The organism is Acidobacteriota bacterium (genome assembly GCA_020853395.1).
Lineage (GTDB): Bacteria > Acidobacteriota > Vicinamibacteria > Vicinamibacterales > SCN-69-37 > JADYYY01.
In genome coordinates this window covers 51,504-74,935 of sequence record JADYYY010000003.1, presented here as the reverse complement: position 1 = coordinate 74,935, position 23,432 = coordinate 51,504, and the positions used below count along the sequence as shown (strand labels likewise).

At 66.1% G+C, this 23,432-nt stretch carries 17 protein-coding genes, 1 tRNA gene and 1 pseudogene; 4 read left to right on the top strand and 15 right to left on the bottom strand.

Annotated elements, in window-relative coordinates:
* Window positions 1–14: 14 nt before the first annotated feature.
* The 5 genes from IT184_03160 to IT184_03140 all read right to left on the bottom strand — a co-directional run bounded on the left by IT184_03160 (window position 15) and on the right by IT184_03140 (window position 7,766).
* Complete coding sequence (locus tag IT184_03160) at window positions 15–2,021, bottom strand: VCBS repeat-containing protein (GenBank protein MCC7007790.1); 2,007 nt, start codon at window positions 2,019–2,021, stop codon at window positions 15–17.
* Window positions 2,022–2,141: 120 nt separating this feature from the next.
* Window positions 2,142–2,876 carry a hypothetical protein gene (locus tag IT184_03155; protein MCC7007789.1) on the bottom strand — a complete coding sequence of 245 codons (735 nt, stop codon included), beginning with the start codon at window positions 2,874–2,876 and terminating at the stop codon, window positions 2,142–2,144.
* A gap of 71 nt (window positions 2,877–2,947) precedes the next feature.
* Complete coding sequence (locus IT184_03150) at window positions 2,948–4,687, bottom strand: sodium:solute symporter (GenBank protein ID MCC7007788.1); 1,740 nt, start codon at window positions 4,685–4,687, stop codon at window positions 2,948–2,950.
* Window positions 4,688–4,702: 15 nt separating this feature from the next.
* Window positions 4,703–6,361, bottom strand: coding sequence for a bacillithiol biosynthesis cysteine-adding enzyme BshC (gene bshC, locus IT184_03145; GenBank protein ID MCC7007787.1), 1,659 nt, complete (start codon window positions 6,359–6,361; stop codon window positions 4,703–4,705).
* 73 nt (window positions 6,362–6,434) lie between these two features.
* The gene (locus tag IT184_03140; GenBank protein ID MCC7007786.1) at window positions 6,435–7,766 is read right to left on the bottom strand and encodes a PP2C family protein-serine/threonine phosphatase; all 1,332 of its coding nucleotides are present in this window, start codon (window positions 7,764–7,766) and stop codon (window positions 6,435–6,437) included.
* 167 nt (window positions 7,767–7,933) lie between these two features.
* Here IT184_03140 and IT184_03135 point away from each other — a divergent pair.
* The 3 genes and pseudogenes from IT184_03135 to IT184_03125 all read left to right on the top strand — a co-directional run bounded on the left by IT184_03135 (window position 7,934) and on the right by IT184_03125 (window position 10,046).
* A pseudogene (locus IT184_03135) lies at window positions 7,934–8,645 on the top strand (ABC transporter ATP-binding protein).
* Complete coding sequence (locus IT184_03130; GenBank protein MCC7007785.1) at window positions 8,642–9,562, top strand: ABC transporter permease; 921 nt, start codon at window positions 8,642–8,644, stop codon at window positions 9,560–9,562. The pseudogene IT184_03135 and the gene IT184_03130 overlap by 4 nt, the downstream one beginning before the upstream one ends.
* Complete coding sequence (locus tag IT184_03125) at window positions 9,540–10,046, top strand: hypothetical protein (protein MCC7007784.1); 507 nt, start codon at window positions 9,540–9,542, stop codon at window positions 10,044–10,046. Before IT184_03130 ends, IT184_03125 begins: the two co-directional genes overlap by 23 nt.
* A 104-nt stretch (window positions 10,047–10,150) precedes the next feature.
* Here IT184_03125 and IT184_03120 read toward each other — a convergent pair.
* The 3 genes from IT184_03120 to IT184_03110 all read right to left on the bottom strand — a co-directional run bounded on the left by IT184_03120 (window position 10,151) and on the right by IT184_03110 (window position 11,190).
* A tRNA-Arg gene (locus tag IT184_03120) sits at window positions 10,151–10,227 on the bottom strand.
* A gap of 148 nt (window positions 10,228–10,375) precedes the next feature.
* Window positions 10,376–10,894, bottom strand: coding sequence for an adenine phosphoribosyltransferase (locus tag IT184_03115; protein MCC7007783.1), 519 nt, complete (start codon window positions 10,892–10,894; stop codon window positions 10,376–10,378).
* A 20-nt stretch (window positions 10,895–10,914) separates the two neighbouring features.
* Window positions 10,915–11,190, bottom strand: coding sequence for an acylphosphatase (locus IT184_03110; GenBank protein ID MCC7007782.1), 276 nt, complete (start codon window positions 11,188–11,190; stop codon window positions 10,915–10,917).
* A 101-nt stretch (window positions 11,191–11,291) separates the two neighbouring features.
* On the opposite strand from IT184_03110, the gene IT184_03105 reads away from it, so the two are divergent.
* Window positions 11,292–13,109, top strand: a complete 1,818-nt coding sequence (locus IT184_03105) for a TonB-dependent receptor (protein ID MCC7007781.1) — start codon at window positions 11,292–11,294, stop codon at window positions 13,107–13,109.
* A 102-nt stretch (window positions 13,110–13,211) separates the two neighbouring features.
* Here the strand turns inward: IT184_03105 and IT184_03100 are convergent, their stop codons facing one another.
* The 7 genes from IT184_03100 to IT184_03070 all read right to left on the bottom strand — a co-directional run bounded on the left by IT184_03100 (window position 13,212) and on the right by IT184_03070 (window position 23,317).
* Window positions 13,212–15,176, bottom strand: coding sequence for a VCBS repeat-containing protein (locus IT184_03100; protein MCC7007780.1), 1,965 nt, complete (start codon window positions 15,174–15,176; stop codon window positions 13,212–13,214).
* Window positions 15,177–15,215: 39 nt separating this feature from the next.
* Window positions 15,216–17,594 carry a PQQ-binding-like beta-propeller repeat protein gene (locus IT184_03095; GenBank protein MCC7007779.1) on the bottom strand — a complete coding sequence of 793 codons (2,379 nt, stop codon included), beginning with the start codon at window positions 17,592–17,594 and terminating at the stop codon, window positions 15,216–15,218.
* A gap of 172 nt (window positions 17,595–17,766) precedes the next feature.
* Entirely contained in the window at window positions 17,767–18,996 is a 1,230-nt protein-coding gene (locus IT184_03090; protein ID MCC7007778.1) for an MFS transporter, read from the bottom strand.
* An 85-nt stretch (window positions 18,997–19,081) separates the two neighbouring features.
* Complete coding sequence (locus tag IT184_03085) at window positions 19,082–20,185, bottom strand: transaldolase family protein (GenBank protein MCC7007777.1); 1,104 nt, start codon at window positions 20,183–20,185, stop codon at window positions 19,082–19,084.
* A gap of 110 nt (window positions 20,186–20,295) precedes the next feature.
* On the bottom strand, window positions 20,296–21,015 hold the full coding sequence (locus IT184_03080) for a cyclase family protein (protein MCC7007776.1): 720 nt from the start codon (window positions 21,013–21,015) through the stop codon (window positions 20,296–20,298).
* A 267-nt stretch (window positions 21,016–21,282) separates the two neighbouring features.
* A complete protein-coding gene (locus IT184_03075; protein ID MCC7007775.1) occupies window positions 21,283–22,065 on the bottom strand; it encodes an SDR family oxidoreductase in 783 nt (260 codons plus the stop codon).
* Window positions 22,066–22,198: 133 nt separating this feature from the next.
* A complete protein-coding gene (locus tag IT184_03070; GenBank protein ID MCC7007774.1) occupies window positions 22,199–23,317 on the bottom strand; it encodes a fructose 1,6-bisphosphatase in 1,119 nt (372 codons plus the stop codon).
* Between the last annotated feature and the right edge of the window lie 115 nt (window positions 23,318–23,432).

The following is a 23,432-nucleotide window of genomic DNA, read 5'->3' as shown; positions in this document are numbered from 1 at the left end:
GCCAGCGTGAAGCTCTACCGCGGTTTCTTACGAGTGTTGAGGAACACGAAGGTTCCAAAGTTGTCGGACGTGATGATGTCCATCATGCCGTCCTTGTTCATGTCTCCAACCGCCAGATGCGAGCCGACGCCCGATCGGTTGTGGACCAGCTCTGGCACGAACTCGGCGCCGCCCGGAGCCTGCTTGTTACGAACCGTACGGTAGACGTACGTCACGGGTTCACCCCAGGGATCGGGATCCGTATAGCCGGGGTGCGCCATGTAGCGCTTGCCCGTAACGAGGTCGGTGATCCCGTCGCCATCGATGTCTGCGCAGGCTGACGCATGGGGTTCGGTGAACATGACGCCACCCGCGTTGTCAGACAGGAACCCGTCCATGACTTTATGTTCAACGAACGAGATCGTCGTGCCCTGGCGCTTCTGTTCGAACCACGAAATGCCGAAGCCGTGGCCCTCTTGCGGGCCAACGACGTCAGTCAGGCCGTCCCCATTGATGTCGTAGCCGCAGAGTTGCGCACCGCCGGCTCCGGCTGCCGTCGCGCCCCAGCGTGCGAACGCGGTCAGGTGATGGATCCACGCCGTCCCGCTCGCCGCGGGCTGCTCCCACCACCCGTACGGGTTGAGGTAGTCCGCGCGGCCATCACCATTGATATCTGCCACGCCCATTCCGTGGCCGAGGTTGGCGCCCCACGGTCCGGGCTCTGAGAGCGTGGTCGTCGTCCACAGGGCTGTCGGATTGGCCGGGTCCCATTTCTTCACATCGAAGCTCGAGAACTGGAGCAGCGAGTTCGCGCCTGAGTGGATCAGCTCGGGCTGATTGTCGCCGGTGATGTCCTTGAAGATGGTTTCTTCATTGCCGAGCTGCGGGAGCGTGACGTACTTCGGCCAGGACCTGGACTGTCCTTTCGGGTTCACGAAGAGCGTGCCGACGCTGTTCCCGGCCGCGCCGCTCATCTGGAGCACGTCGGGCCATCCATCACCAGTGAAGTCGTCAGCGACATTCACCATCGCGGCGAGCGGATATTCGGTCGTCTGGTTGAAGGTGACCTGCGGATAGATTTCGCCACCCACGGTGAAGTCCGGCCCAAGGTAATAGAAGGCACCAGCGGCGACATCCATGTTGCCATCGCGGTTGAAGTCCGCAATGGCCGTGCTCCATGAGTAGAAGTGCGGATCGACGTGAATGGCACGATAGTTCGTGCCGATTTCCTCCGGCGTCCACTTGTGCTTCAAGATGTCCTTCGCGGCCAGATCCTTGAAGCGCGCTTCTCCCGTTCCGCCGACGTACAGCGCGATCTGCCCGAAACCGTCCTTGGCGGCGTCGGGAAGAGGACGGTTCCCACCTGAGCCTGCGCCGTTGATTCTTGCTGAGAGCGTATTGTTCGTGATGAGAATCTCGGATTCGTTGTAGCTTCCCGGCGTAAACGTGGCTGTCGGCCGCAGCAGCGTCTTGGGTAGACGAGCCGCCAGTTCGGGAGAGGGCGTCGAGGGCATCACAAGCGTCGCTGCCGCTCCGCCGCCGGCCGGAGCCGGTGCGGCCCCCCCAGCACGTCCACCCGCCTGAGCGGCGCCTTGTCCTGCCCGGCCGGCGCGCCCGGCGGGCGCCTGCACGGCTTCCCGGCTCACTTCCTTGCCATTCGCATCGATCTTCACCAGATACGGTGCCACGTCGCCTTCAGTCAGCGACATGAGGATGCCCTTCAGGCCACCGTCGGCGGTCCTTTCTGCTCGTACCAGCAGTCCGGCCTTGCAGCTCGCGGTGCACTGCACGTTCGCGTACAACTGCAGGTTCTGAAATTCCCGAGCATCGAGAAGGAGCCATCCCCCGCTGGGCTCCTTCGGCGTCCCCACGATCTCGCCGTTCTGGACACGCCATGTCGCCGCTCCGACTGGCGTGAATCCGCTGAGGGTCGATCCGGTGAATCGGTAGTCGGCCCTGAACGTGGGACCCGCTCCGTGCACCCCAACGGCCCCAAACCCCATCACAACCGCCGTCGCCACAAGTAGCATCCTCAGGCGCATATCAGTTTCTCCTCTGCCCGAACACACGGGCCCACCTCGACACCGCAGTGTCTGCCTTCGTCAATCCTGTGTTCGGGTGCTTAGGATTGGCTTAAGAACCAGGGGATCCTGCCGGGCCTGCTATCTCGACAGCGACAGGCCGGTGACCGTGCCCTCCGTGTTGTGCGCAAACCGGATACCGTAGACGCCGTCCGTGGACTTCAACTTGCCGGGACCGACCAGGTCACTCTTCGGGTACGTGCCGACGACGGAGCCGTTGATCGTGCAGGTCACGGCATCCGCCGTGACCGACATCGCGATCTCCTGCGTCACCGGAGCTCCGGGGCCTGAGGCGCGCGCGACCGAGGGCGCCTCCATGCCCCGGCGCCCTCCCATCTGGAACGGTGCCGGGCCAAAGCCGCGAACGATGAACACGCCGTTGCCGTAGGCCGCGCAATACAAGTACTTCGCATCCGGCGTGCCCATGTCGCTGCCGGCGATCACGATGCCGTAGGGATGCGGATGGTCGTTCAGGTTCATGTACTTCGGCTCGTAGAACGTCGCCTTCACGGTGTAGACGCCGGTTGCGACGTTCTTCGGGTTCCAATAGGTCGCGGCTGGCCCGGTCGTGACCGAAAGGACGCCGTTCGACTCGCTGAGGCGGGCGTTCTGAAGCGTCAAGCCACGCTTCTCCTCGCTCGCATCGATCGCCCCGGTCCAACCGGCGGCGAAGACACCCCCATTCGTCACCGCCCGCGACGCGTCGGCTTGCGCAGCTGCTGGAGCCGGAGCTTGACGACCGGCAAGCACGCTCACCGCAGCGAATGACACGAGGGCCGTAGACACTCCAACTGCAATCACATGAGATACCCGCATGCACTCCTCCAATTGGGTGGGAGCATAGGAGTCGAACCTTAGAGAAACCTTAAAGCGCACCTATGACCGGTCTACGGCATGTCCCGGGAGCGTTGAGCGGGGTGAGGCGTGGCCCGCACGGGCGCGCGTGCCGGCCAGCCGGAGAACCCGACGCCGCAGGCGACCACCACGAGGCAACCGATGACGTTGTACCAAAGGAACGCGATGCTCGTGAAATACCAGCACACGAAGATCGTCGCCTCGCCGCAGAGTACCGCCCAGAAGGCTCCGCGCGCGGTTGTTCGCTTGGCAAAGAAGGCGAGCACGAAGACCCCAAGCATTCCGCCGTAGAACAGCGAGCCGAGCACATTCACGGCCTCGACGAGCGAGCCCAGGCCCTTGACCAACTGGGCACACCCGATCGCGTAAATGCCCCAGAACACCGTCGCCACTCGTGACGCCGTCAGATAGTGAGCGTCGGTGCGATCAGGTCGAACGTGGCGTTTGTAGACGTCGAACACACTGACCGTCGCCAACGCGCCCATCTCGGCAGAGATCGCAGCCATCGTCGCCCCGAACACCACGGCCAACACGAGGCCAACGACGCCGACTGGCAAGTAGCTGGTGACGAACGTGAGGAAGATGTAATTCGTGTCGCTCGCGCCACTCCCTCCGTTCGACACAGCCAAAGCGGCCGCCTCGCGTCGCGCGCCGTCGACGTCTCGCTGCGCGCTCTGTAGGTTCGAGACGATCTCTGAGCGAACGACGTCGGGGCTAGGCCCCGCGACCTTCTCGAGCCGCACGAGTCTCTCGGCAGCATCACGCCGAGCCGCCAGCGCTGACTCGTACTGTTCGCGAATCGGCCCGTAACGTTCCGCCAATCCCGGGGCCTGAATGAGCGCGTCGTCCAGTTCCTGAAAGATCAGCGGTGGCTTTTCGTAGATGTAGACCACGAAGACGAGCGCCCCGATGAGAAGGATGCAGAGCTGCATCGGGATCTTGGCGACCGCGTTCAGCATCAGTCCACGTCGACTGTCTCGCATCGAGTGGCCGCTGAGATAGCGCTGAACCTGGCTCTGGTCGGTGCCGAAGTACGCGAGCGCCAGGAAGGCCCCCCCAATCAGCCCGCTCCACAGGTTGTAGCGGTCATTCCAATCGAACGCAGTCGTAATAACGTTCAGCCTGCCGGCCGCGGAGGCTACGGTCAGGGCATCGCTGAACGAGACGCCGGGTGGCAGGACCCACATGGCGGATACGAGGGCGGCTCCGAGGCCGACTGTCATCACGACCATCTGTTGCAAATCCGACCAGGCGATGGCCTTGGCGCCGCCAGCAGCCGTATAGGTCACGGCCAGCCCCGCCATGAGCACGGTGGTGGCCCAATCGGGCCATCCCAGAATCAACGTCAGCACAACGGCTGGAGCGTACAGGGTGATACCGAGCGCCAAGCCGCGTTGCAAGAGAAATATTCCGCTGACGAGCGCACGCACGCGCGCGTCGAAGCGCCGCTCCAGATACTCATATGCGGTGATGACGTTCGCCGCTCGAAACAGCGGAACGGCGGTGTACGACAAGATCACCATCGCGATGGGCAGGCCGAAGTAGAACTGCGCGAACCGCATGCCGTCGACGGAGCCCTGGCCGGTCGTCGAGATGAAGGTGACCGCGCTTGCCTGTGTGGCCATGATCGACAGGCCCACCGCGTACCACGGCACGCTTCGTTCGGCTACGGCGAACGTCCGCGCCGTCTTCTGGCCGCGGGCCTTCCACACTCCATAAATCACGACGTAGGCAAGCGTCGCGGCGAAGGCGATCCAATCCCAGGCCCGCATGTCGTCGCGGCACCTCTACGGAGTCAACATATGGTGCCAATTCGTCGTGAACGGATCGACATCGAGGAGACGCTCGCACAGCGCCGGTCCGTAGCGATTCAGAAAGAAGACGCCGCCCAGGCATCGCTCCTGAGGCATGCCTTTCGGGTAGATGAGGGCGTGGGCTCGATCGAGTTGGCGCCGCACGATATCGTCCTTCCGCGTGGCGGCCTGCACGGCCTTCCGATGAAGCGCCGAAAACGACTCCTGCGCCCGTGCCACCGTGGTGTCGAGGGCGCCAGCAAGTGTGGGATCGAGATTGAGCACCAATGCGCGGATACGAGCGGCGTGTTCGTCAATCACACGACCGACGTCGGCAAATGTCGACTCGAGGCCATCCGGCAGTTCCTGAGACATCAGCCGCGTGAGGATGGTGTCGCGGTCGTCATGCAGACACTGGAAGGGCAACTGATAGCGCCTCATGAAACGCACCGTGGCGCCGTCTGCGATCGTGGCGCTCAATCGAGGGTGCAGCAACGGTGCCTCGACGTTGAACGCGGCGTACACGTCCATGAGCTCCGCCTGGTAGACGAATTCAGCCGGCCCGGCAACGTAACAGACCGTCGGAAACAACGTGTCTTGAACGACCGGACGAAGCAGAACGTTCGGGCTGAAGCGTTCAGGATTGTTAGACGCTTCACGCCTGACATCACCGAACGCCACAGGCCGGTCGCCGACAAGTAGCCCATCGCCCTGACGCCGGATGGCCTGTCGACCGTCAACGCCCAGGTAGAAGAGTGGGAGACTGTGCTCGTTCGGCAGGATCTGCGGTTCGTATCCGCGCCGGTGCATGTCCTCGGCGCGCCGCCTGACGAGCTCCACCGTTCGACCGGGGTGCTGAAGCTCTTCGACGAAGATACGTGCGGCCAATGGCTTGGCTTCCGGATCGTGGGCCTCGAACACGACCAGCCCGTGAGCCCCGAGAACGTCTTCTATCCAGCCCGCGAACGCTTCGGAAACGCTTGCGCCGGCGTGGTAGCGCCGGCGCAAGGTGTGAAGGAGCCATTCGGTGAACTCGGTGCGAGGGAGTGCGCTCTCGAGCGATGCGATTGCGGGGTCGTCAGGCGGAATCCGAAATGAACACACCGGAAAGTGGCCTGCACCAACTGGAGCATCGGCCTTCGCCTCCCGGATTTGCGACTCATCGTCCAGCACCTCGACGTGAGCGATCTCTTGCCAGTCGTGGTCCTCGTTCTCTACCCAAAACACGGGCACGGCAGGCACTCGCAGCTCGTCGCTCACCCATTCCGCCAGGCGGATGGCTGTCACGGCTTTCAAGAGCGAATACAGCGGGCCGCCAAAGAGCCCAGCCTGTTGACCGGTCACAATCGCCACCGCCTCTCTGTTCCGAAAGCGGGACGCCGCATCGACCGCCGCGCGAGGTGCCTGGCGGCGCTCCAGCTGTTTGAGCAGAACGTCTGTCAGATCGTTCCGACTGGGTGCGGACCGTTGCACGCGGGCAACGGTGGAGCGCCAGTCATCGGGGCGGAAGCTATTCCCCGAAAACAACGAGGCGACCCTCGGGAAGTTGTTGATGTAGTCGTCGACGAGACCTCGACTCCAGGCGAACTGCCTAAGGTCAACGGTTTCCGCCGAAGAGCTCGCCGCGGAGCCTGTCTCACGCACAACGAACAACGTAGCCTGGCGTCCTTAAATAGACCTTAAGACGCCGGACTACATCACGGGCTCTTCCATTTCTCAGGCGTTCTCACGCGGCCGGATCAATCGCGACGAGCATGATGGTCATGTCGTCGTGCTGGGGCGCGCGTCCCGCGAATGCCACGACGCGGGCTAGCGTGGCGTCCACCACCGCCGCCGGCGGCCCGGCGACATTCTCGGCAACGATTGCCGCCAGACGCTCCATCCCAAGCTCCTCGCCAGCCACGTTTGTCGCCTCCGGCAGTCCATCCGTGTAGACGAGAAGCCGGGCGCCGGCTGAGACATCCACTTCAACGGCTTCGAACGGCATGTCGTCCATCACACCAAGGACGATCCCGGTCGGCCCGAGTGTGTGCATCGCCGCACCGTTCACCAAGAACGGTGGATTGTGCCCGGCGTTGAGGTAACGGAACGTCCCTCGTCTCGAATCGATTTCGGCGTAGAAACACGTCACCAGTCGGTTTGACGGCGTATTGGCGACAAGATGCCGATTGAGCGCCTCGATCAGCGCCCGGTCCCGGAGGCCGGCCAGGATGAGGCTGCGTAGGCTGCCGCGCAGGAGCGTCATCAACAACGCCGCTGGGAGTCCCTTGCCCGCCACATCGGCCACGACCACGGCAATGCGACCCTCGCCGAGGTCGATGATGTCGTAGTAGTCGCCGCCCACGTCTCGAGCGGGGCGCATGCGTGACTCGATCGCGACGTTCGCGGTTCTGCACGAAGCCTCGGCCACGAGCGTCCCTTGAATCTCGCGGGCACTCTCGAAATCCGAGCGCATGCGGTTGCCCTCGCGGAATACCTCCGCGACCACCACCAGCACGAGCCCCGACACGATGATGGGCACATTCAACGGAAACGGCGCCTGAAACACCAGTTGCGCGCTCGTCAGCTCATCGACGCCAAACCTCATGCCCAGGTACTGCAATCCTGCCCAGGCGATTTGGCCGCCGATGACCATCAGGCCAATGAACCGAAGGTCCGTCGCGTTCTCCGCCAGGAACGGCCGGCCTTGGCGCAGTCCGCGAAGAACTCGCCGCAGCCGATAGAGCACGGCGATGATGACGGTCGTGAGCGGCAGAAGCACCAGCAGCGAGACGACGGCCATCGACTTCGACGCGCGTGCGAGACGGACCGTGCCGCGAATCGCACCCTCGACGTCGGCCCTCGCCCTCGGGTCGCGCCGCGCTGTCAACTGGTAGGCAGAGGGAGCGATGGTGAACGCCACGGGCACGCTGGCCGTGAAGTTGCGGTCCGCCGGTGCGATTGCCGTGGTCGCCAAGAGACCAAGCTGAAACAGCCCCACCGAACACGCGCCCAAGAGGAGGACATTGATCACTGCACCCAAGACGGACGACAGACTCCGACGTCCCAGCAGGTTCATGCGCGAATTATCGCAGACGGACGGCGAGGGGAGCGGCAACTGGGATCGCAAGGACGATCCTAAAGAAGTGTATACACTGATCCGAGAGTCTCGAACGGGCGAACGACGAACGCGACTTGGCCGTAACACGTTGATCAGACGTTCATGCAGATCCGGTCGAGGACGCCTTGATATCAGACCCAGACACGATCATTCAGCTCGTCGAGATCTCCCGGACCGTTCCGAGCGGCGTCGGCCCCCTGACAATCCTGCACCCGCTCTCGCTGGACGTCGCCCGAGGACAAGCCGTGGCAATCATGGGTGCCTCTGGCAGCGGCAAGTCCACGCTGCTCGGCCTCGTCGCGGGACTGGATGCGCCGACGTCAGGGCGCGTCCTGCTCGACGGCGTCGACATCACCCGTCTCGACGAGGAAGCGCTGGCCCGATTCCGTGGTGACAAGGTGGGGATCGTGTTCCAGTTCTTCCATCTATTGCCGTCGCTCACTGCGCTTGAGAATGTGCTCGTCCCCATGGAGATTGCCGGGGTCGCAGATGCCGCCAGGCGAGCGAACGCCCTCATTCGTGAAGTGGGCCTCGAAGACCGGTCGACGCACTATCCATCCCAACTGTCCGGTGGTGAGCAGCAGCGGGTCGCCATCGCGCGTGCCCTCGCGAACGCCCCCCCCGATCCTTCTCGCTGACGAGCCCACCGGCAACCTTGACAGCAGCACCGGACATCAAATCATCGACCTTCTCGTGGACGTGAACCGTCGTCGTGGGTGCACCCTCGTACTGGTCACCCACGATCCGGAGCTGGCGGCACGCACCAACGAAGTCCTCGTCTTGCGGGACGGCCGGCTCGTCGACCGACGGGTACCGGCGGCGGAGGTGGCGCGATGACGTTCGTGCGCCGCATGCTGTGGCGCGAGATCCGAACGTCCTGGTCTCGCCTGGGGTTCTTCTTTCTCTGCGTCGGCATCGGCGTCGCCGCCATCATCGTGCTTCGCAGCGTGGTTCAGAACGTCCGGACAGCGCTGACGGCAGAGGCGCGCAACCTGATCGGCGCCGATCTCATCCTCCAGTCCACACGTCCGCTCGGGGCTAACACGCGGGCGCGAATCGAGGCGGAATTCAAAGCGTATGGTGTGACGGGCGGCCTCGACGTCATCGAGACGCAGACGATGGCGTCGGCGGCCGAAGGAGTTGGCAACCGCCAGGTGAAGTTGGTCGAGATTCGCGGGGTTTCGGACGGCTTCCCGTACTACGGCGCGATCGAGCTCGAACAGGGCCGGGTGTTCTCGCACGATTTCGTCGCCGGCCATGGCGTCGTCGTGCAGCCTGAGCTGCTCATCGCCCTCGGGCTGCGCGTCGGCGACACGGTCCGACTAGCGGGCCAGCCGTTCGAGGTTCGAGGCACGATCGCCAAGGACCGCGCGCAGCGACGCGGCATCGCATTCGGTCCGCGTGTCTACGTCGATCTGGACGACCTCAAAGGTACCTCCCTGCTGGCCTTCGGCAGCCGGGCCAGCTATCAGTTGCTCGCGCGCCTTCCGGTAGAGCCGTCCGCCCTGACCCAACGGCTACGCGAGGTATTGCGACAGGATAGCGTCGACGTGCGGTCGTGGAAGACGCAGGAGGATCAGCTCGGTCGCAACCTCGCGACGGCTGAGAACTACCTGAGCTTGGTTGGTTTCGTGATCGTGGTACTCGGCGGGATCGGCGTCTGGAGCGTGACCCGCGTCATCGTCCAGCAGAAGGTCCGGAGCGTCGCGATCTTGAAGTGCATATCCCAACGTGTCGGTCATCAATGTTCGTGATGTCGTCGCGTCCATTCGTGAGGTTGTGGACGATGTCACCGTCGGGGTGACGGTTGTGGGGTTCGTGACGCTGCTGGCGGGAGCCCTCGTGCTCATTGGCGCGGTCGCCATGACCAAGTTCCAGCGCCTGTACGAGGCCGCCGTTTACCGGACACTCGGCGCGGGAACGCGGCTCGTGACGGCTATGGTCGCCGTCGAATATGGACTTCTTGGCATCCTGCCTGGACTCTTGGCCGCAATCGGCGCCGCTGGTCTTTCGTGGGTGCTCGTCCGCCACCTGCTCGAGATCGAATGGCGACCGGCGTTCGCGATGTTGTCAGGGGCGTCGTGGCGACGGCGGCGCTCGTCGGCCTTGTGGGCGTCGTCGCAAGTCTGGACATCCTCGTCAGGAAACCGCTCGGCACACTGCGGAGCGAGTAGGGGCAAAGCAGTTTCTCGCTGCCAGGAGACAAGTTTGTCTCGTAGCGGACCAGGGTCTCGGTGATCAGCGTCGGAGAGACTTGTACTTTATTGCACCCCAGAAGAAAGCGGACCGTTGGCACGCGAGCGCGCATCGCGGCTGTAAGTGATTCACGTTATTGAGGATGCTGGTGCGCCCGGGCCGATTTGAACGGCCGACCCCCGCCTTAGGAGGGCGGTGCTCTATCCAGCTGAGCTACGGGCGCATCGAGTGACTTCGCAGGTCTCCAGGATGCCCAACCAACGGCCGACCCGCGCGGCTGATCGCGCTGCCCAGCGAGTCTAGCATCCAGCGATCGCGCCGTGCCTGAGCCGCTCCGCCGTGCGGCGCAGACCGGTGCCCGGTTTGGCCCGTCAGTACTGCAAGACCGTCGCGACCTTCTCGTTCTTCAGACGCTCGCGGCCGTTGAGCCCAACGAGCTCGATCAGGAACTGCAGGCCGACGACCTCGGCCCCGAGCGCACGGACGAGACCGACGGTCGCGGCCGCCGTGCCGCCGGTGGCGAGGAGGTCGTCGACGATGAGGACCCGCTGCCCGCGGCTCACGGCATCGTCATGGATCTCGAGCGAGTCGGTGCCGTACTCCAGCGCGTAGGAGGCTCGCCGCGTCGAGGACGGCAGCTTGCCTGGCTTGCGCACGGGAGCGAATCCCGCCCTCAGGCGGTCCGCTACGGCCGACCCGAAGATGAAACCACGGCTCTCGATGCCGACCACGACGTCCACCCCGGCGGCCTCGTGCGGCTTGGCCATCGCCTCGACCGCGATCCGGAATCCCTCGGGGTCCTTGAGCAGCGTCGTCACGTCGTAGAAGAGAATGCCGGGCTTCGGAAAGTCCGGTACGTGCCGAATGCGCTGCTTCAACAACGTTTGCATGTCCACCTCGCCGGTCGATGTCACGGTCGTATGATAAACGGCCCCGCCTGCCCCGAAGGCGCGTCCTCATCGACGCGCACCCGATCGACACGCGCGCGCGCCGGCCCGCGGCGCATTTTGGCCTCGAATCGGACGACGGCATCGCGGTCGCCTTCGACGAACACCTCGACGCGGCCGTCGACGAGGTTCCTGACCCAGCCGCGGAGGCCTTCAGCCGTCGCAGCTTCGACCGCGAAGAACCGGAACCCGACGCCCTGCACCAGGCCGCTCAGTTCGAGACGACGAGCCACGAGCATCGCACGAGTATATCGAGAGCGCCGCGAGGTACACTGCTCGGCTGGCGCGCAAGCGGCGTCCCAGATGAGGGACCGACCAGCCAGCCCGCCGGAGGATATCCGTGTCAGCGCAGTCGACAAGGTCGAACCGCGCCGCGATCCGCGCGTTGGCCGCGGCGATGGCGAGCGTGGCGGTCGCCGGGACAGCCTGGGCCCAGGGCCACAGCCCGACGCCCCAACTCCGCATCTCCCAGGACGTCTTCGTCACGGCGTCGATCGACGCGCTTCCGCTGCTGTCGGTCCCGAGAACGATCGCCATCCTCACGCGCGAAGACCTGGAGCGCATCGGCGTCACCTCCGTCATCGATGCCCTCAGACTGCTGCCCGCCGTGGATCCGCGCGCGCGCGGGCCGAAGGGCGTGCAGACCGATTTCTCCGTCCGCGGCTCGACGTTCGGGCAGAACCTCGTGCTGCTGGACGGCGTGCGCCTCAACGACAGCCAGACGGGACATCACAACGGCGAGGTGCCGCTGACGATCGACGGCATCGATCGGATCGAAGTCCTCTACGGCGCCGGATCGGCCGTGCACGGGGCCGATGCACTGGGCGGCACGATCAACATCATCAGCCGGCAGGATGCGCACGCGGGCCTGACGGTCGAGGGCGGCCAGTATGGCTACGCGTCCGCCTCGGGATCGCTCTCGGGCCGCTGGCTGCCGTCTGGATGGACGCTCGGGGGCTGGGGTAATCGCAGTGGCGGCTTCATGTTCGATCGCGATTTCGTCCAGGGCGGCGCATCGCTGCGGGCCGCCGTAACGCCCACGCTGACCCTCGACGTGCGGCATGCCCGGCGAGCCTTCGGCGCGAACGGGTTCTACGGCGACTCCCCGTCCAAGGAGTGGACGGACCAGACGCTCGCATCGGCCCAGTGGCAGCACGTGCATGGCTCGCTGATCACGGAAGTACGCGCGTCGGCGAGGGATCATCACGACCATTTCCTGTGGGACATCGCACGTCCAGGCTTCGCGGAGAACCGGCACCACAGCGACGGTGCCGACGCTGCGGCCACCGTCACCCGCGCGTTCGCCGATGGCCGGCGCGCCACCGCCGGCGTGTCGTTCGGCCACGACTGGATCGCGTCCTCCAACCTCGGCGACCATGCCTACTCGCGCACGAGCGTCTTCGGCGACGTGTCGATACCGGCCGGCGCCCGCTCGCTCGTACACGGCGGACTTCGGCTGGACGCGTACTCGACGTTCGGACGCAGCCTCAATCCCTCCATTGCCGTGTCGACCCAGGCAACCTCGTCGCTCCGGCTGAACGCGTCGGCGAGCCGCGGCTTCAGGATTCCGACGTTCACCGAGCTGTACTACAGCGATCCGGCGAATCTCGGCACGCCCACGCTCACGCCGGAAACGAGCTGGTCGCTCGACAGCGGCGTCGAATGGTCATCTCTCGGATGGACCTGGACCGTGACGCCGTTCCGCCGCTGGGATCGGAACGTGATCGATTGGCTGCGGCCGTCGCCGGCCGACAAGTGGCGATCGACGAATGTTCGTGACGTGGCCGCCACCGGCGTGGAAACCAGCCTCGCGAAACGCTGGGGCTCCGGCATGGTTCGCCTGTCGTACGCGGGGCTGCACGTGGACGCGCCGGCCTTGACGCTGCAGTCCAAGTACGTCCTGGAGTACGCCCGCCATCAGATCGGCGGCTCCCTGTCGCTGCCGATCGGCCAGACGTTCAGGGTTGCCCTGAACGTCGACCATCGGCGCCGTTTCGATGGCCAGGCGTACGGTCTCGTCGGCGCACGCGTCACGCGCCGCTTCGCGAGAGCCGACGTCTTCGTCGATGGGTCGAACCTCCTGAACGAGACCTATCACGAAATCGTCGGCGTCGCGATGCCGGGGCGGTGGGTGACGGCCGGCGTGACGCTCCACTGACCCGGCGCGCCGGCGACGAAGGACACGCGGCAAACACGACGACGCCGGCCTGCACCAGCAGGCCGGCGTCGATTTGCCCGTCGAGCGTCGTCTGCCTGACGCCTACTTCTTGACCGGCGCCTTGCCGAAGAACACGAACGCTCCCATCACGCCAGAGGTGACGACGTCGTTGGCGCCGTCCTTGTTGATGTCGACAGCCGTCAGCATCGATCCCGCACCCGACTGGTTGTGCACCAGTTCGGGCACGAACTCGGCCCCGCCGGGCGCCTTCGGATTGCGCACCGTCTTGAACACGTAGAGCACCGGCGGGCCGTAGGGATCGGGATCCAGGAAGCCCTCGTGGTGCGAGAAGAGCCGCTTGCCCACGATGAAGTCCGGGACGCCGTCGCCGGTCATGTCGGCGAACGTGGACCCATGCGGCTCCGACAGCGTGACGCCACCGGCGTTCTTCGAAGCGAAATCGTCGGCAATCATGTGGCGCACGAACGAGATTTTCCCGGACGGATCGCGCTTCTGCTCGAACCAGGCGAGGCCGAAGCCGTGGGCCTGCAGCACCGTGACGACGTCGTTCAGCTTGTCGCCGTTCACGTCGTAGACGCCCATCTCGCCGGCGCCTTCGCTGGCGCGGCCGGTCCAGCGAGAGAACGCCTCCGGATGGAACGCCCAGAGACCTTGCCCCGACGCCGGCTGCTCCCACCATCCGTAGGCGTTCAGGATGTCCATCTTGCCGTCGCCGTTGATGTCGCCCGCCCCGATGCCGTGGCCGCCCGTGGAGCCGGGCTCGCTGATCACCGTCGACAGCCATGTACCGGTCGGGTTGGCCGGATCCGGCTTCGAGTAGCGCAGCACGCCGCCGCCGGCATGGACGAGCTCGAGCTTCCCGTCGCCGTCGATGTCCTTCATGATGCAGATCTCGCTGACGCCGCCCGGGATCACGTTCGGGTAGACATCCCAGCGCCGTGATTCGCCCTTCGGGTTCACGAAGAGCCGGCCGCCGTTGGTGCTCAGGAAGTCCACCCACCCGTCGCCCGTGAAGTCGCCGGCGAAGCCGACCATGACCGATGGGTACACCGTGGACGGATTGAGCGTTTCGGCGGCGTAGAGCGCTTCGCGGGCCGTCGTGTAGTCCGGTCCGAGGAAGACGAACGGCGGGATGATGATGTCGTTCGTCCCGTCGCGGTCGACGTCGGCGACAGCCTGCGCCCAGGAGTACTGGAACGGCGTGAGCCGTTGCATCCGGTAATTCGGCGAGACCTGTTCCTTGACGAACCGCTTGAGGTTCACGTCCTTGTAGGAGACGTCGCGGAACCTGACCTCGCCGGTGCCGCCGACGTAGAGCGCGATCGGACCGAACCGGCCCATCTCCTCGCTCACCGCTGCGCCGCTGCCTCCGATGTACCCCGTGTTCGCGATCGGGCGGATCAGCGTCGTGTCGATGATGATCTCGAGGTCGTTCCAGTCGTTCGGCTTGATTGCCGTGGACGGACGAGGCACGACGCTCGTCACGGTCGATGGCCCGCGGCCTCCGGCCCCGGCAGCCGGCGGCGCCCCGGCTCCGCCCGCGCGTCCGGCCCGGCCTGGCCCGGCCGGCCCGCCTTCGCGGCCCGCCGGCGGCGCGGTCGGCGCGAATCGAATCATGCCGTTGGCCGCGCCGAGCCTCTCACGCGTCAGCTCTTTGCCCGCCGCGTCGAGGGTCACGGCGTAGGAGCCCAGCGCGCCCTCCTCGAGCGACACGAACACGCCCTTCATGCCCGTCGGCGTCTTCTCGGCCCGGAGCAGCACGCCCGTCTTGCAGCCCGACGCGCACTTGAAGTCCGCGCCGAACTGGACGTCCTGCAGGCCCTTGTCGAGCACGAGCCACCCGCCGCCCGGCGACTTGGGCGTGCCGACGAGCTCGCCGTTGACGGCCTGCCAGTTCGCATCGCCCAGCACCTGCCACCCGGCGAGCGTCGATCCCTTGAACGTCCAGTCGGGCACGAACGTACTCCGCGTGCCCGCAATCGGCACCGACGTCGCGGCCACCAGCACGACCGCGAGCCCGGCACTCGTGAACACTTTGCTTCTCATGCTCGCCTCCTTCAGGCGATGGCGCCGCCTGGCGCCGTCCTATTTCCGCACCGGCAACGCGTACGCGATGAGGCCGGTCGGCGTGTTCGGATCCACGGGTGGCGCCGGGGCGCCGCCGCGCGCTCCTCCACCGCCACCACGCCCGCCGCCCTGGCTCGCGATCAGCGCGAAGTACTGCCGCCCTTTCGCCTCGTACCCCACGGGTACGCCGCTCGTGCTGCCGGTGAACGTGCCGGTCCAGAGCACGCCACCGGTCTGCTCGTCATATGCCCGGATCTTGCCGTCGCCGCCCGCATGGAAGACGAGGCCGCCCTTCGTGACGACAACGCCGTTGCGCGCCGCAACCCCGCCGGTGTTCGTCGGACCGCCGCGCGCGATCGTCGGCGGGTGGTCGCCGTTCGGGACCTGCCACTTGATCTCGCCGGTATTGAGGTCGTAGGCCGTCAGCGTCGTGTACGGCGGCTTCGTGTACTGCGCCATCACGTTGTAGCCGCTGGCGTAGCGCACGGTCGGTGCGTTCTCCACGTCCCCCGGATAGGCGGCGTCGCCGCCGGTCGGCCCGGCACCGCCGAACCTGGGGCCGCCGCCGCCGCGCGGCGGCAGCGCAGGCAGCGGCACACCGCCGCTGGCCACCACGGGCCCTGGCGGCAGGCTCGGAGCCGCGCCGCCCCGGCCACGCCCGAACCCGGCGCCACCGCCCCGGCCCGTCGGATTGCTGACGAACGCCGTGACGGCATCGAGATCGGAAGGCGACAGGTCAGGGAACGGCCGCATCAGCCCCTTGCCTCCGGTGATGATCGCCTTGATCGCGTCCTCCGCCATCCGGTTCGAGACGCCCACGAGCGACGGAACGCCAGGCATCGCGCCGTTCAGATCGGTGCCGTGGCACACGGCGCAGTTCTGCTGGAACACGGCCGCCCCGGTCGCGATGAGCGCGCCGGCGCCGCCCCCACGCCCGGTGTACGTCCTCACGTCCACGAGCTTCAGCAGCGCGACCTGATTGACGTTGACGACGAACACCATGCCCTTCTCGGGGTCGGCGGCCGTCGTTCCCCAGTTGGATCCGCCCTGGTTGCCGGGCATGGACACGGTTTCCTGGTCCACCGCCGGCGGAATGAAGAGGCCCCCCTGCGGCCCGGTACCGTTGCGCGCCTTCGCGACGCGCTGCTTCACGTCTTCGTACTGTTCCGGCGTCACGAGCCACGGGTTCACGTCGTCCACGGTGAAGCTCTGCTTGCCGAACGGCGCGGGTTTCGTCGGAAACGGCTGCGTCGGATGCGAGTACTCACCCGGCACGTCGGTCTGCGGCACCGGCCGCTCTTCGATCGGCCACAGCGGCTCGCCGGTCACACGGTCGAACACGTAGAGGAACCCGGTCTTGCCAGCGTGCGCCACCGCGTCGACGCGGCGGCCGTTGTGGCGGACCGTCACGAGCTGCGGAGCCGAGACGTTGTCGAGGTCCCAGAGATCGTGATGGACGGTCTGGAAGTGCCAGAGACGCTTGCCGGTCCGCGCGTCCAGCGCGAGCAGGCAGTTGCCGAAGAGGTTCGTGCCGCGGCGATCGGCGCCGTAGAAGTCGTAGGTCGGCGAGCCGGTCGGGATGTAGACGATGCCCCGCTCGTCGTCGACCGCCATCGACCCCCAGTTGTTCGCGCCGCCGACGTACTTGTAGGCGTCCTTCGGCCAGGTCTCATAGCCGAACTCGCCGGGCAGCGGCACCGTGTGGAACTGCCACACCCGCTTGCCGGTGACGACGTCGTAGGCCCGGATGTCACCCGGCGGCGAGATCCACGCTTCTCCGGGCGCCGAGCCCAGGATGATGAGGTTCTTCCAGACCTTGCCGGGGCTCCGCGATGCCACCGTCGCGCCGGTGTTCTCGGCGCGCGCCAGGCCTTCGCGTAGATCCACGTACCCGTTCGTGCCGAACGACGTGATCGACTTGCCGGTTGCGGCGTCGATCTCCTGCATGAAGCTGTTGATCCAGAAGATCAGCCGCTTGTCCTTGCCGTTGTCGCTCTGCCAGTAGTTGATGCCGCGAGCCGCGCCGCCGAGGTTGTCGTGGACCCAGATCTCCTTGCCCGTCGTCGCGTCCAGTGCGACGAGCGCGTTGCCGCGGGCGGCCGTGTAGATGACGTTGTCCACGGCGATCGGGTTGAAACCCGAGGTGGCGTACGGGTAGAACCACGCCACCTCGAGCCGGCTCACGTTCGCCTTGGTGACCTGATCGGCGCCGACGAAGTTCGAGCTGTCGGGGCCGGCGAGGTTGTCCCACCACCACTTGTCGCTCCGTGCGGCCGAGCCGACGCTCACCGTGACGACGGCGATCAACGCCGCGGCCAGCACCGTGAACACGGCGTGCGCGCTGGCCCTCGCGCGTCCTCTGCCCGAGGACTGGTTCTGTCGATGACTCGATGCCATGGCTGCGTCTCCCACGAACGGATTCCCTGCCGGGCGTGGCCCGTCACCCCACGCCCCGCGCCGGCGGCCGGCTCGCCGCGGTTGCGCCGTCCTCCCCGCCATCGCGGGGCGGTACACACTTCTGATGTGCGCTGCGTAATACCTGTGCCGGCGGACCGGCGTTTACCGGCGCCTACGCGCCCGGAATCGTGGCCGGCTCGGTTTCCGGCAGCCCCTTCTCCTTCGCGCGAATCATCGACGTCGTCCGGAAGAAGAGCAGCACGAGCAGCATGATGGCGGCCGACATGATCGCCGAGCTGAGCCAGAACGACTGCCACGTCGGGAAGTAGTCGCGCGCCACGCCCGACAGCACCGAGCCGATGTACATCCCGATGCCGTAGGTGACGAACGTGATGAAGCCCTGGGCGCTGCTGCGCAGGTGGCCGGGCGCCTCCTGGTCCGTGTAGAGCTGTCCGGCGACGAAGAAGAAGTCGTAGCAGGCGCCGTGCAGCAGGATCGCGAGGTAGAACATCCAGATGCCGGCATCCGGGTTGCCGTAGGCGAGCAGCACGTACCGCAGCGCCCACGAGGCCAACCCGATCAGCAGCACGCCCCTGATGCTCACATAGCGGAACATCAGCGGCATCGCCAGCAGCATGACCAGCTCCGCCCACTGGCCGAGCGTCATCATGAAGCCGGCGTTGTTGACCTGCAGGTCGTTGAGGTAGGCATTCGCGAACGAGTAGTAGAACGTGAGCGGGATGCACGCCAGGATCGACGCCACGATGAAGACCGCGAAACTCGACTGCTTCATCATGCCGAGCGTGTCGAGACCGATCGCGCGCTGCCACGTCACCTGCTGGCCCCGCGCCGGCGGCGGCGTGTGCGGCAGCACCGCGATGCTGTAGATCGCCATGACGACGGCCGCGATGGCGGCCAGCGTGAACTGCATCGCGTCCGCTTCCCACTTGAACAGGCTCACCACGCTGACGACGACAATGAAGCCGAGCGTGCCCAGGGTCCGGATGGGAGGAAAGTCGCGGCCCGGATCCTTCAGCGACTGCATCGTGATCGAATTGGTCAGCGCGACCGTCGGGAAGTAGCAGAGGCAGAACGCCAGCATCAGCCCGAACACCGCCGGGAACGTCGTGACCTTGGTGACGCCGTAGACGAGCACCGCCGACAGCACGTAGAGGAACGCCATCACGCGCTCGGTCGCGAAGAACCGATCCGCCACCAGGCCGACGAAGAACGGCGAGACGAGCGAGGCAATCGAGACCGTCGAGAAGACGAGCCCCGCCTGCGTGCCGGTGAAGTGGAGCGTCTGGGTGAGGTAGGTCGTGATCGTGACGTACCACGCCCCCCAGATGACGTACTGGATGAACATCATCAGGGCGAGGCGGGTCTTCAGATATGTGGACATCGAAGCGCTCTCCGGCAGAAGCGGCGGGGCCGCGTCAGGTGCGCCTGGTCATCCGGAGCCGAGGTCGCTGTCCCATGAGCCCGGATTACTTCGGCGTCTTCAGGTCGTCGGGATTCGGGATCATGAACTCCCGAATCTGGGCGTTGAGGTCGTAACAGGCCGCCACGAACTGCCGGAGCGTACGGCGGGTGGGCCCGAACGTGTCGAACTCCTCCACCGTCATGCCGTGCTCGTCGTAGGCGCGCCGGAAGTCGTCGAACTTCATCAGGGCACTCATGATGGCGGGCGCGACCGGCACGTCGATCCGGCGCTCGACTTCCACGTCGCTCGCGTTGAAGCGGACCTGCCACTTGTGCGGCGGCGAGATCACGACGTCGCCGCCGATGAACTCGCTCCAGTGCATGTGGTTGCGGAAGGCGGCCGACAGCAGGCGCAGCCGATAGCCCCGCTCCTTGTAGAGGGCATAGGCTTTCTTGAACGCCGCGACGCCGGCCCACTCGAACGCGCCTGGATCGACGCTGATGTCGCGCTTGTCGGCGACGAGCTTCAACCAGTCGTCCAGCCGGCCGACCATGATCGTGCAAACCGATCCGAAGCTCGACACGTCGAGCCCCTCGCGCTCGCGGCGCCGGAGGCCGCGCTCGAACGCCTCGGCCACGGCGATCGCCTGCGGCACCGAGAACGAGACCGTCGCGTTGATGTTCACGCCGCGATACGTGGCCTCCTCGATGGCCGCGATGCCGGCGCTCACGACGGGAATCTTGACGATGATGTTGGGCGCCAGATGCGAGAAGCGCACGGCCTGCTCGACGATGGCCGCCGCGTCGCGATAGAGGCGCGGATCCGTCTGCACCGAGAGGCGCCCGTTGCGGCCGCCTTCACGCTCGAACACCGGCATCAGCAGCTCGGCCGCCCGCTGCGACATCTCCTCGACGAGCGTCCAGGCGATGGCGTCCTCGCTCGCAGTCGGCAGGTCTCGGACGAGGTCGGTGATCCGATCGCGCCAGAGGTGCATCTCCTTCTTCAGCACCTCCACGACGATGACCGGATTGCACGTGGCGCCGACGCCGCCGTGCTCGATCGAATACGCCAGCTCCTGCAGCGAGGCCGAGTCGTTCCACAGACACGTCGGCGTGGTCTGTGTCATCTGGTACAGACGGCTCTTGTAGATGGTGGTCGGGGCTGTCATTTTCGACGCCTGCATTATATGCGGTCCAGAATCCGGCTCAAGTCCCGCCCGCGGACCTGGATGGGCGGCACCGTTGGGACATCCGCGGCGGCTCCGACGCGGAAGCCCGCCTATTCCTCAATGATAGCCACGGCACGGACCGGCGCCGCGGTCGTGTTCACCCACTTCACCGGGAACAGGCTCAGCTTGAAGCCGTGCGACGGCAGCTTGTCGAGGTTCGTCATGTTCTCGAGGTGGTAGTACTCGCGCTCGAGCATCACCCGGTGCGCCTCCCAGAACTGCTTGCGCTCGAACATCGCCCAGACCGGAGGGTCGAAGGTGATGGCGTCGATTCCCGCAACCTTGACGCCCTGATCCAGCAGCCAGTGCGTGGCCTCGCCGGTCATCCCGACCTGATCGGTGACGTACGCGGGCGTGTCCTGAATCGCGCCGGCGCCCGTGTGGATGAGCACGATGTCGAGCGGCTTGATCGTGTAGCGGATCTTGTCGAGGGCCGCCTTCATGTCGTTGACGGTGATGCCGGCGCCCTTCGGCAGGTGCCGGAAATCGAGGCACACGCCGTCCCCGTAGCAGTAGTCCAGCGGAATCCCTTCCGGGCCAGGCGCATCGTCGCGCAGGTGCCGAAGCGAGTCGATGTGCGTGCCGATGTGATCGCCGAGGACGACGAGGTAGCTGGCGGTGAGCCAGTCGACGCCGTACTTCGCCGCGCCAATCCGCTCGGCGAACTCGCGCCACGATTCGTACATCGCCAGGGACGGCCGGACGACCCGCGGGAACGCGATCATGTCGTTGTGCACCGGCATGCTGAGGTCGATCAGTCTGCGAGCCATTCGGAAACAAACCCTTTCATCATCGGACCATCGGATTATCGGATTGTCGGGATATCGGATCGGGACATCGGGACATCAGAACATCGGCGCATCGGCACGTCGGCGCATCGCGACGTCGGGTTGCCGCGGCTCGACACATCAGGGCACCAGATCACCGGACTCGCCCTCGAAGCATCGATGTCTCGACAACCCGATGTCCCGATAGCCCGATGCATCCGATGCCGATGTCCCGATGCCCCGATGCCCCGATAATCCGATGTCCCGATGCTACTGGGTCGTCGTCACGCCGCCATCGAGAAACAGCGTGTGGCCGGTGACGAAATCGGAGGCCGGCGCCACGAGGAACAGCACGGCGCCGACCACGTCGTCGGTCTCCGCCACGCGGCCGAGCGGGATGCGCGCCACGAGATTGCGGTAGAAGTCCGGATCGTTCAGCCACTTCGCGACCTGTTCGGTGCGGACGAACGTCGGGGCCAGCACGTTGACGTTGACGCGATGGGGCGCCCAGTCCGACGCCAACTGGCGGCACATGATGGCGAGCCCGCCCTTGGCCGCACAGTAGGCGACGAACCCGCGGCCGCGCAACGCCAACTGGCTGCGGACCGACCCGAAGTGCACCTGCTTGCCGCCGCTGCCGCCCGTGATCATGTGACGGGCGGCCGCCTGCGCCTGAAAGGCCGCGCTCTTGAGATTGAGATCGATGACGTGATCGAAGTTCTCTTCGGTCAGATCGTCCGCGGTCTCCTCCCGCTGTCCGCCGACGGTGTTGACGAGGATGTCCAGCCGGCCGAAGCCGCTGGCGACCTCGTCCACCATCCGGCGCGTGTCGTCCCCGGACAGCGCGTTGAACGCCCACGCTCTCGCTTCGATGCCCTTCCCCTTCAACTCGTCGGCAAGCGCCGCCGCTTTCTCCCGGTTCACGTCGGCAACCGCCACCTTCGCACCCATGACGCCGAGCCCTTCACAGACCGCCGAACCGATGCCCCCCGATCCGCCGGTCACGAGCGCCACTTTGCCGTCGAGCCTGAAGAATCTGTCTGCTGAAATCATCGTCACTCCAGAGAGCCGAGGTCGCGCACGACCGCCCTGCTCCGATGCGGCCCCGGGCCGCGCGCGCCGGCGCCGTGCAGCCGTTCAAAGTATCACGGAACGGCGCGCACCGCGGCCGCGCGCGACCTCACGCTCACGCCGTCACGAGGCGCTCCTGGCGCACGATGAACCGCCCCTCGAGCTGCGCGAGCTTGTCGACGATGCCGGTGTACTCCAGCTCGAACATGGGAAGCATCGCGGTGCCCACGAAACCCTGTCGGCGCATCTCCATCGCCTTGCCCGCGACCCGGGCGCGCACCTCGTCCCAGAACGGATGGGCGAACGCGTCGAGCGGCTCGGTGAGCACGCCACCATGCTCCGCGAATGCCGCGCAACTGACGAGCGGCGGGCCGTCGAAGTAGCTCGTGCCCGTCGACAGCGGAACGGGCATGAGCGGCACCTGATGCGACCCGCGCATCCCACCCCCGACGAAGTGGCCGATCGCATAGGGCGCGAGCACCTCACCGGTCGCCGGGAAGTGCATCTGCACGCGCACCAACATCACTGGGTCGTCCTTGCCGGTGTACTTCCCGGCGATGTTGTGGAGACGCGACGTGGCGACCGCCACCGCCTGCTCCCCCGTCGCACGCGACCAGATCGACTCGACGACGTAGCGCTCCGGATCGCGCAGCAGAGCGGCGATGTCGTAGAGCTCCTCGGGCGCCACGAGCTCGATCACCCGGTCACCCTCCGTGTGATTGACGTCCATGATCACGAACCGGAAGCCCTTGGACATGCCAGGCGACAGGATGAGCCCGGGCGTGTTCATCGGGTCCGCGAAGGCGAGATAGAGCGGCAGGTTGAACGCGCCCGGATCGGTCTTGTCGGCCGCGAAGAACAGGAACGGCTCGTTCGCCCGCTCCTCGAACGTCATCTCGGCGACGGCGGGGCCCATCCCGTGGACGTTGCCGGAGAACGCGTCCTTGAGCAGATCCTGACCGGCGCCGTACAGCCCCTGCTCGCGCGCGGTCGCCGTGCCGGCGACGAAGGCGTCCCAGGCCAGGCGATGCACGTCGGCGTCGCCGACGCCCCGGGTGTGGGTCATCAGGATGGCGATGTCGTCGCCGGTGTACCCGATGTAGTGATCGAGGATCAATCCGCGCGCCCGGTCCCGCACGACGGCGCGCACGGTGTCGACGAGACGGCTGGACGGGGCGATGTGCCCGCCGATCGAGCCGATGTCCGCTTTGATGACGCTGAGCGTGAGTTTCATGACTGCCTCCCGGCGGGCGACGGGCCTCGCTGCCTGCCTCCTTGCGGAAACCATGCCGGCACGACGGCTGAGCGCCTCAGTGTCTCGGTTCGGACCGGAAGGTGTGCGCGCGGAA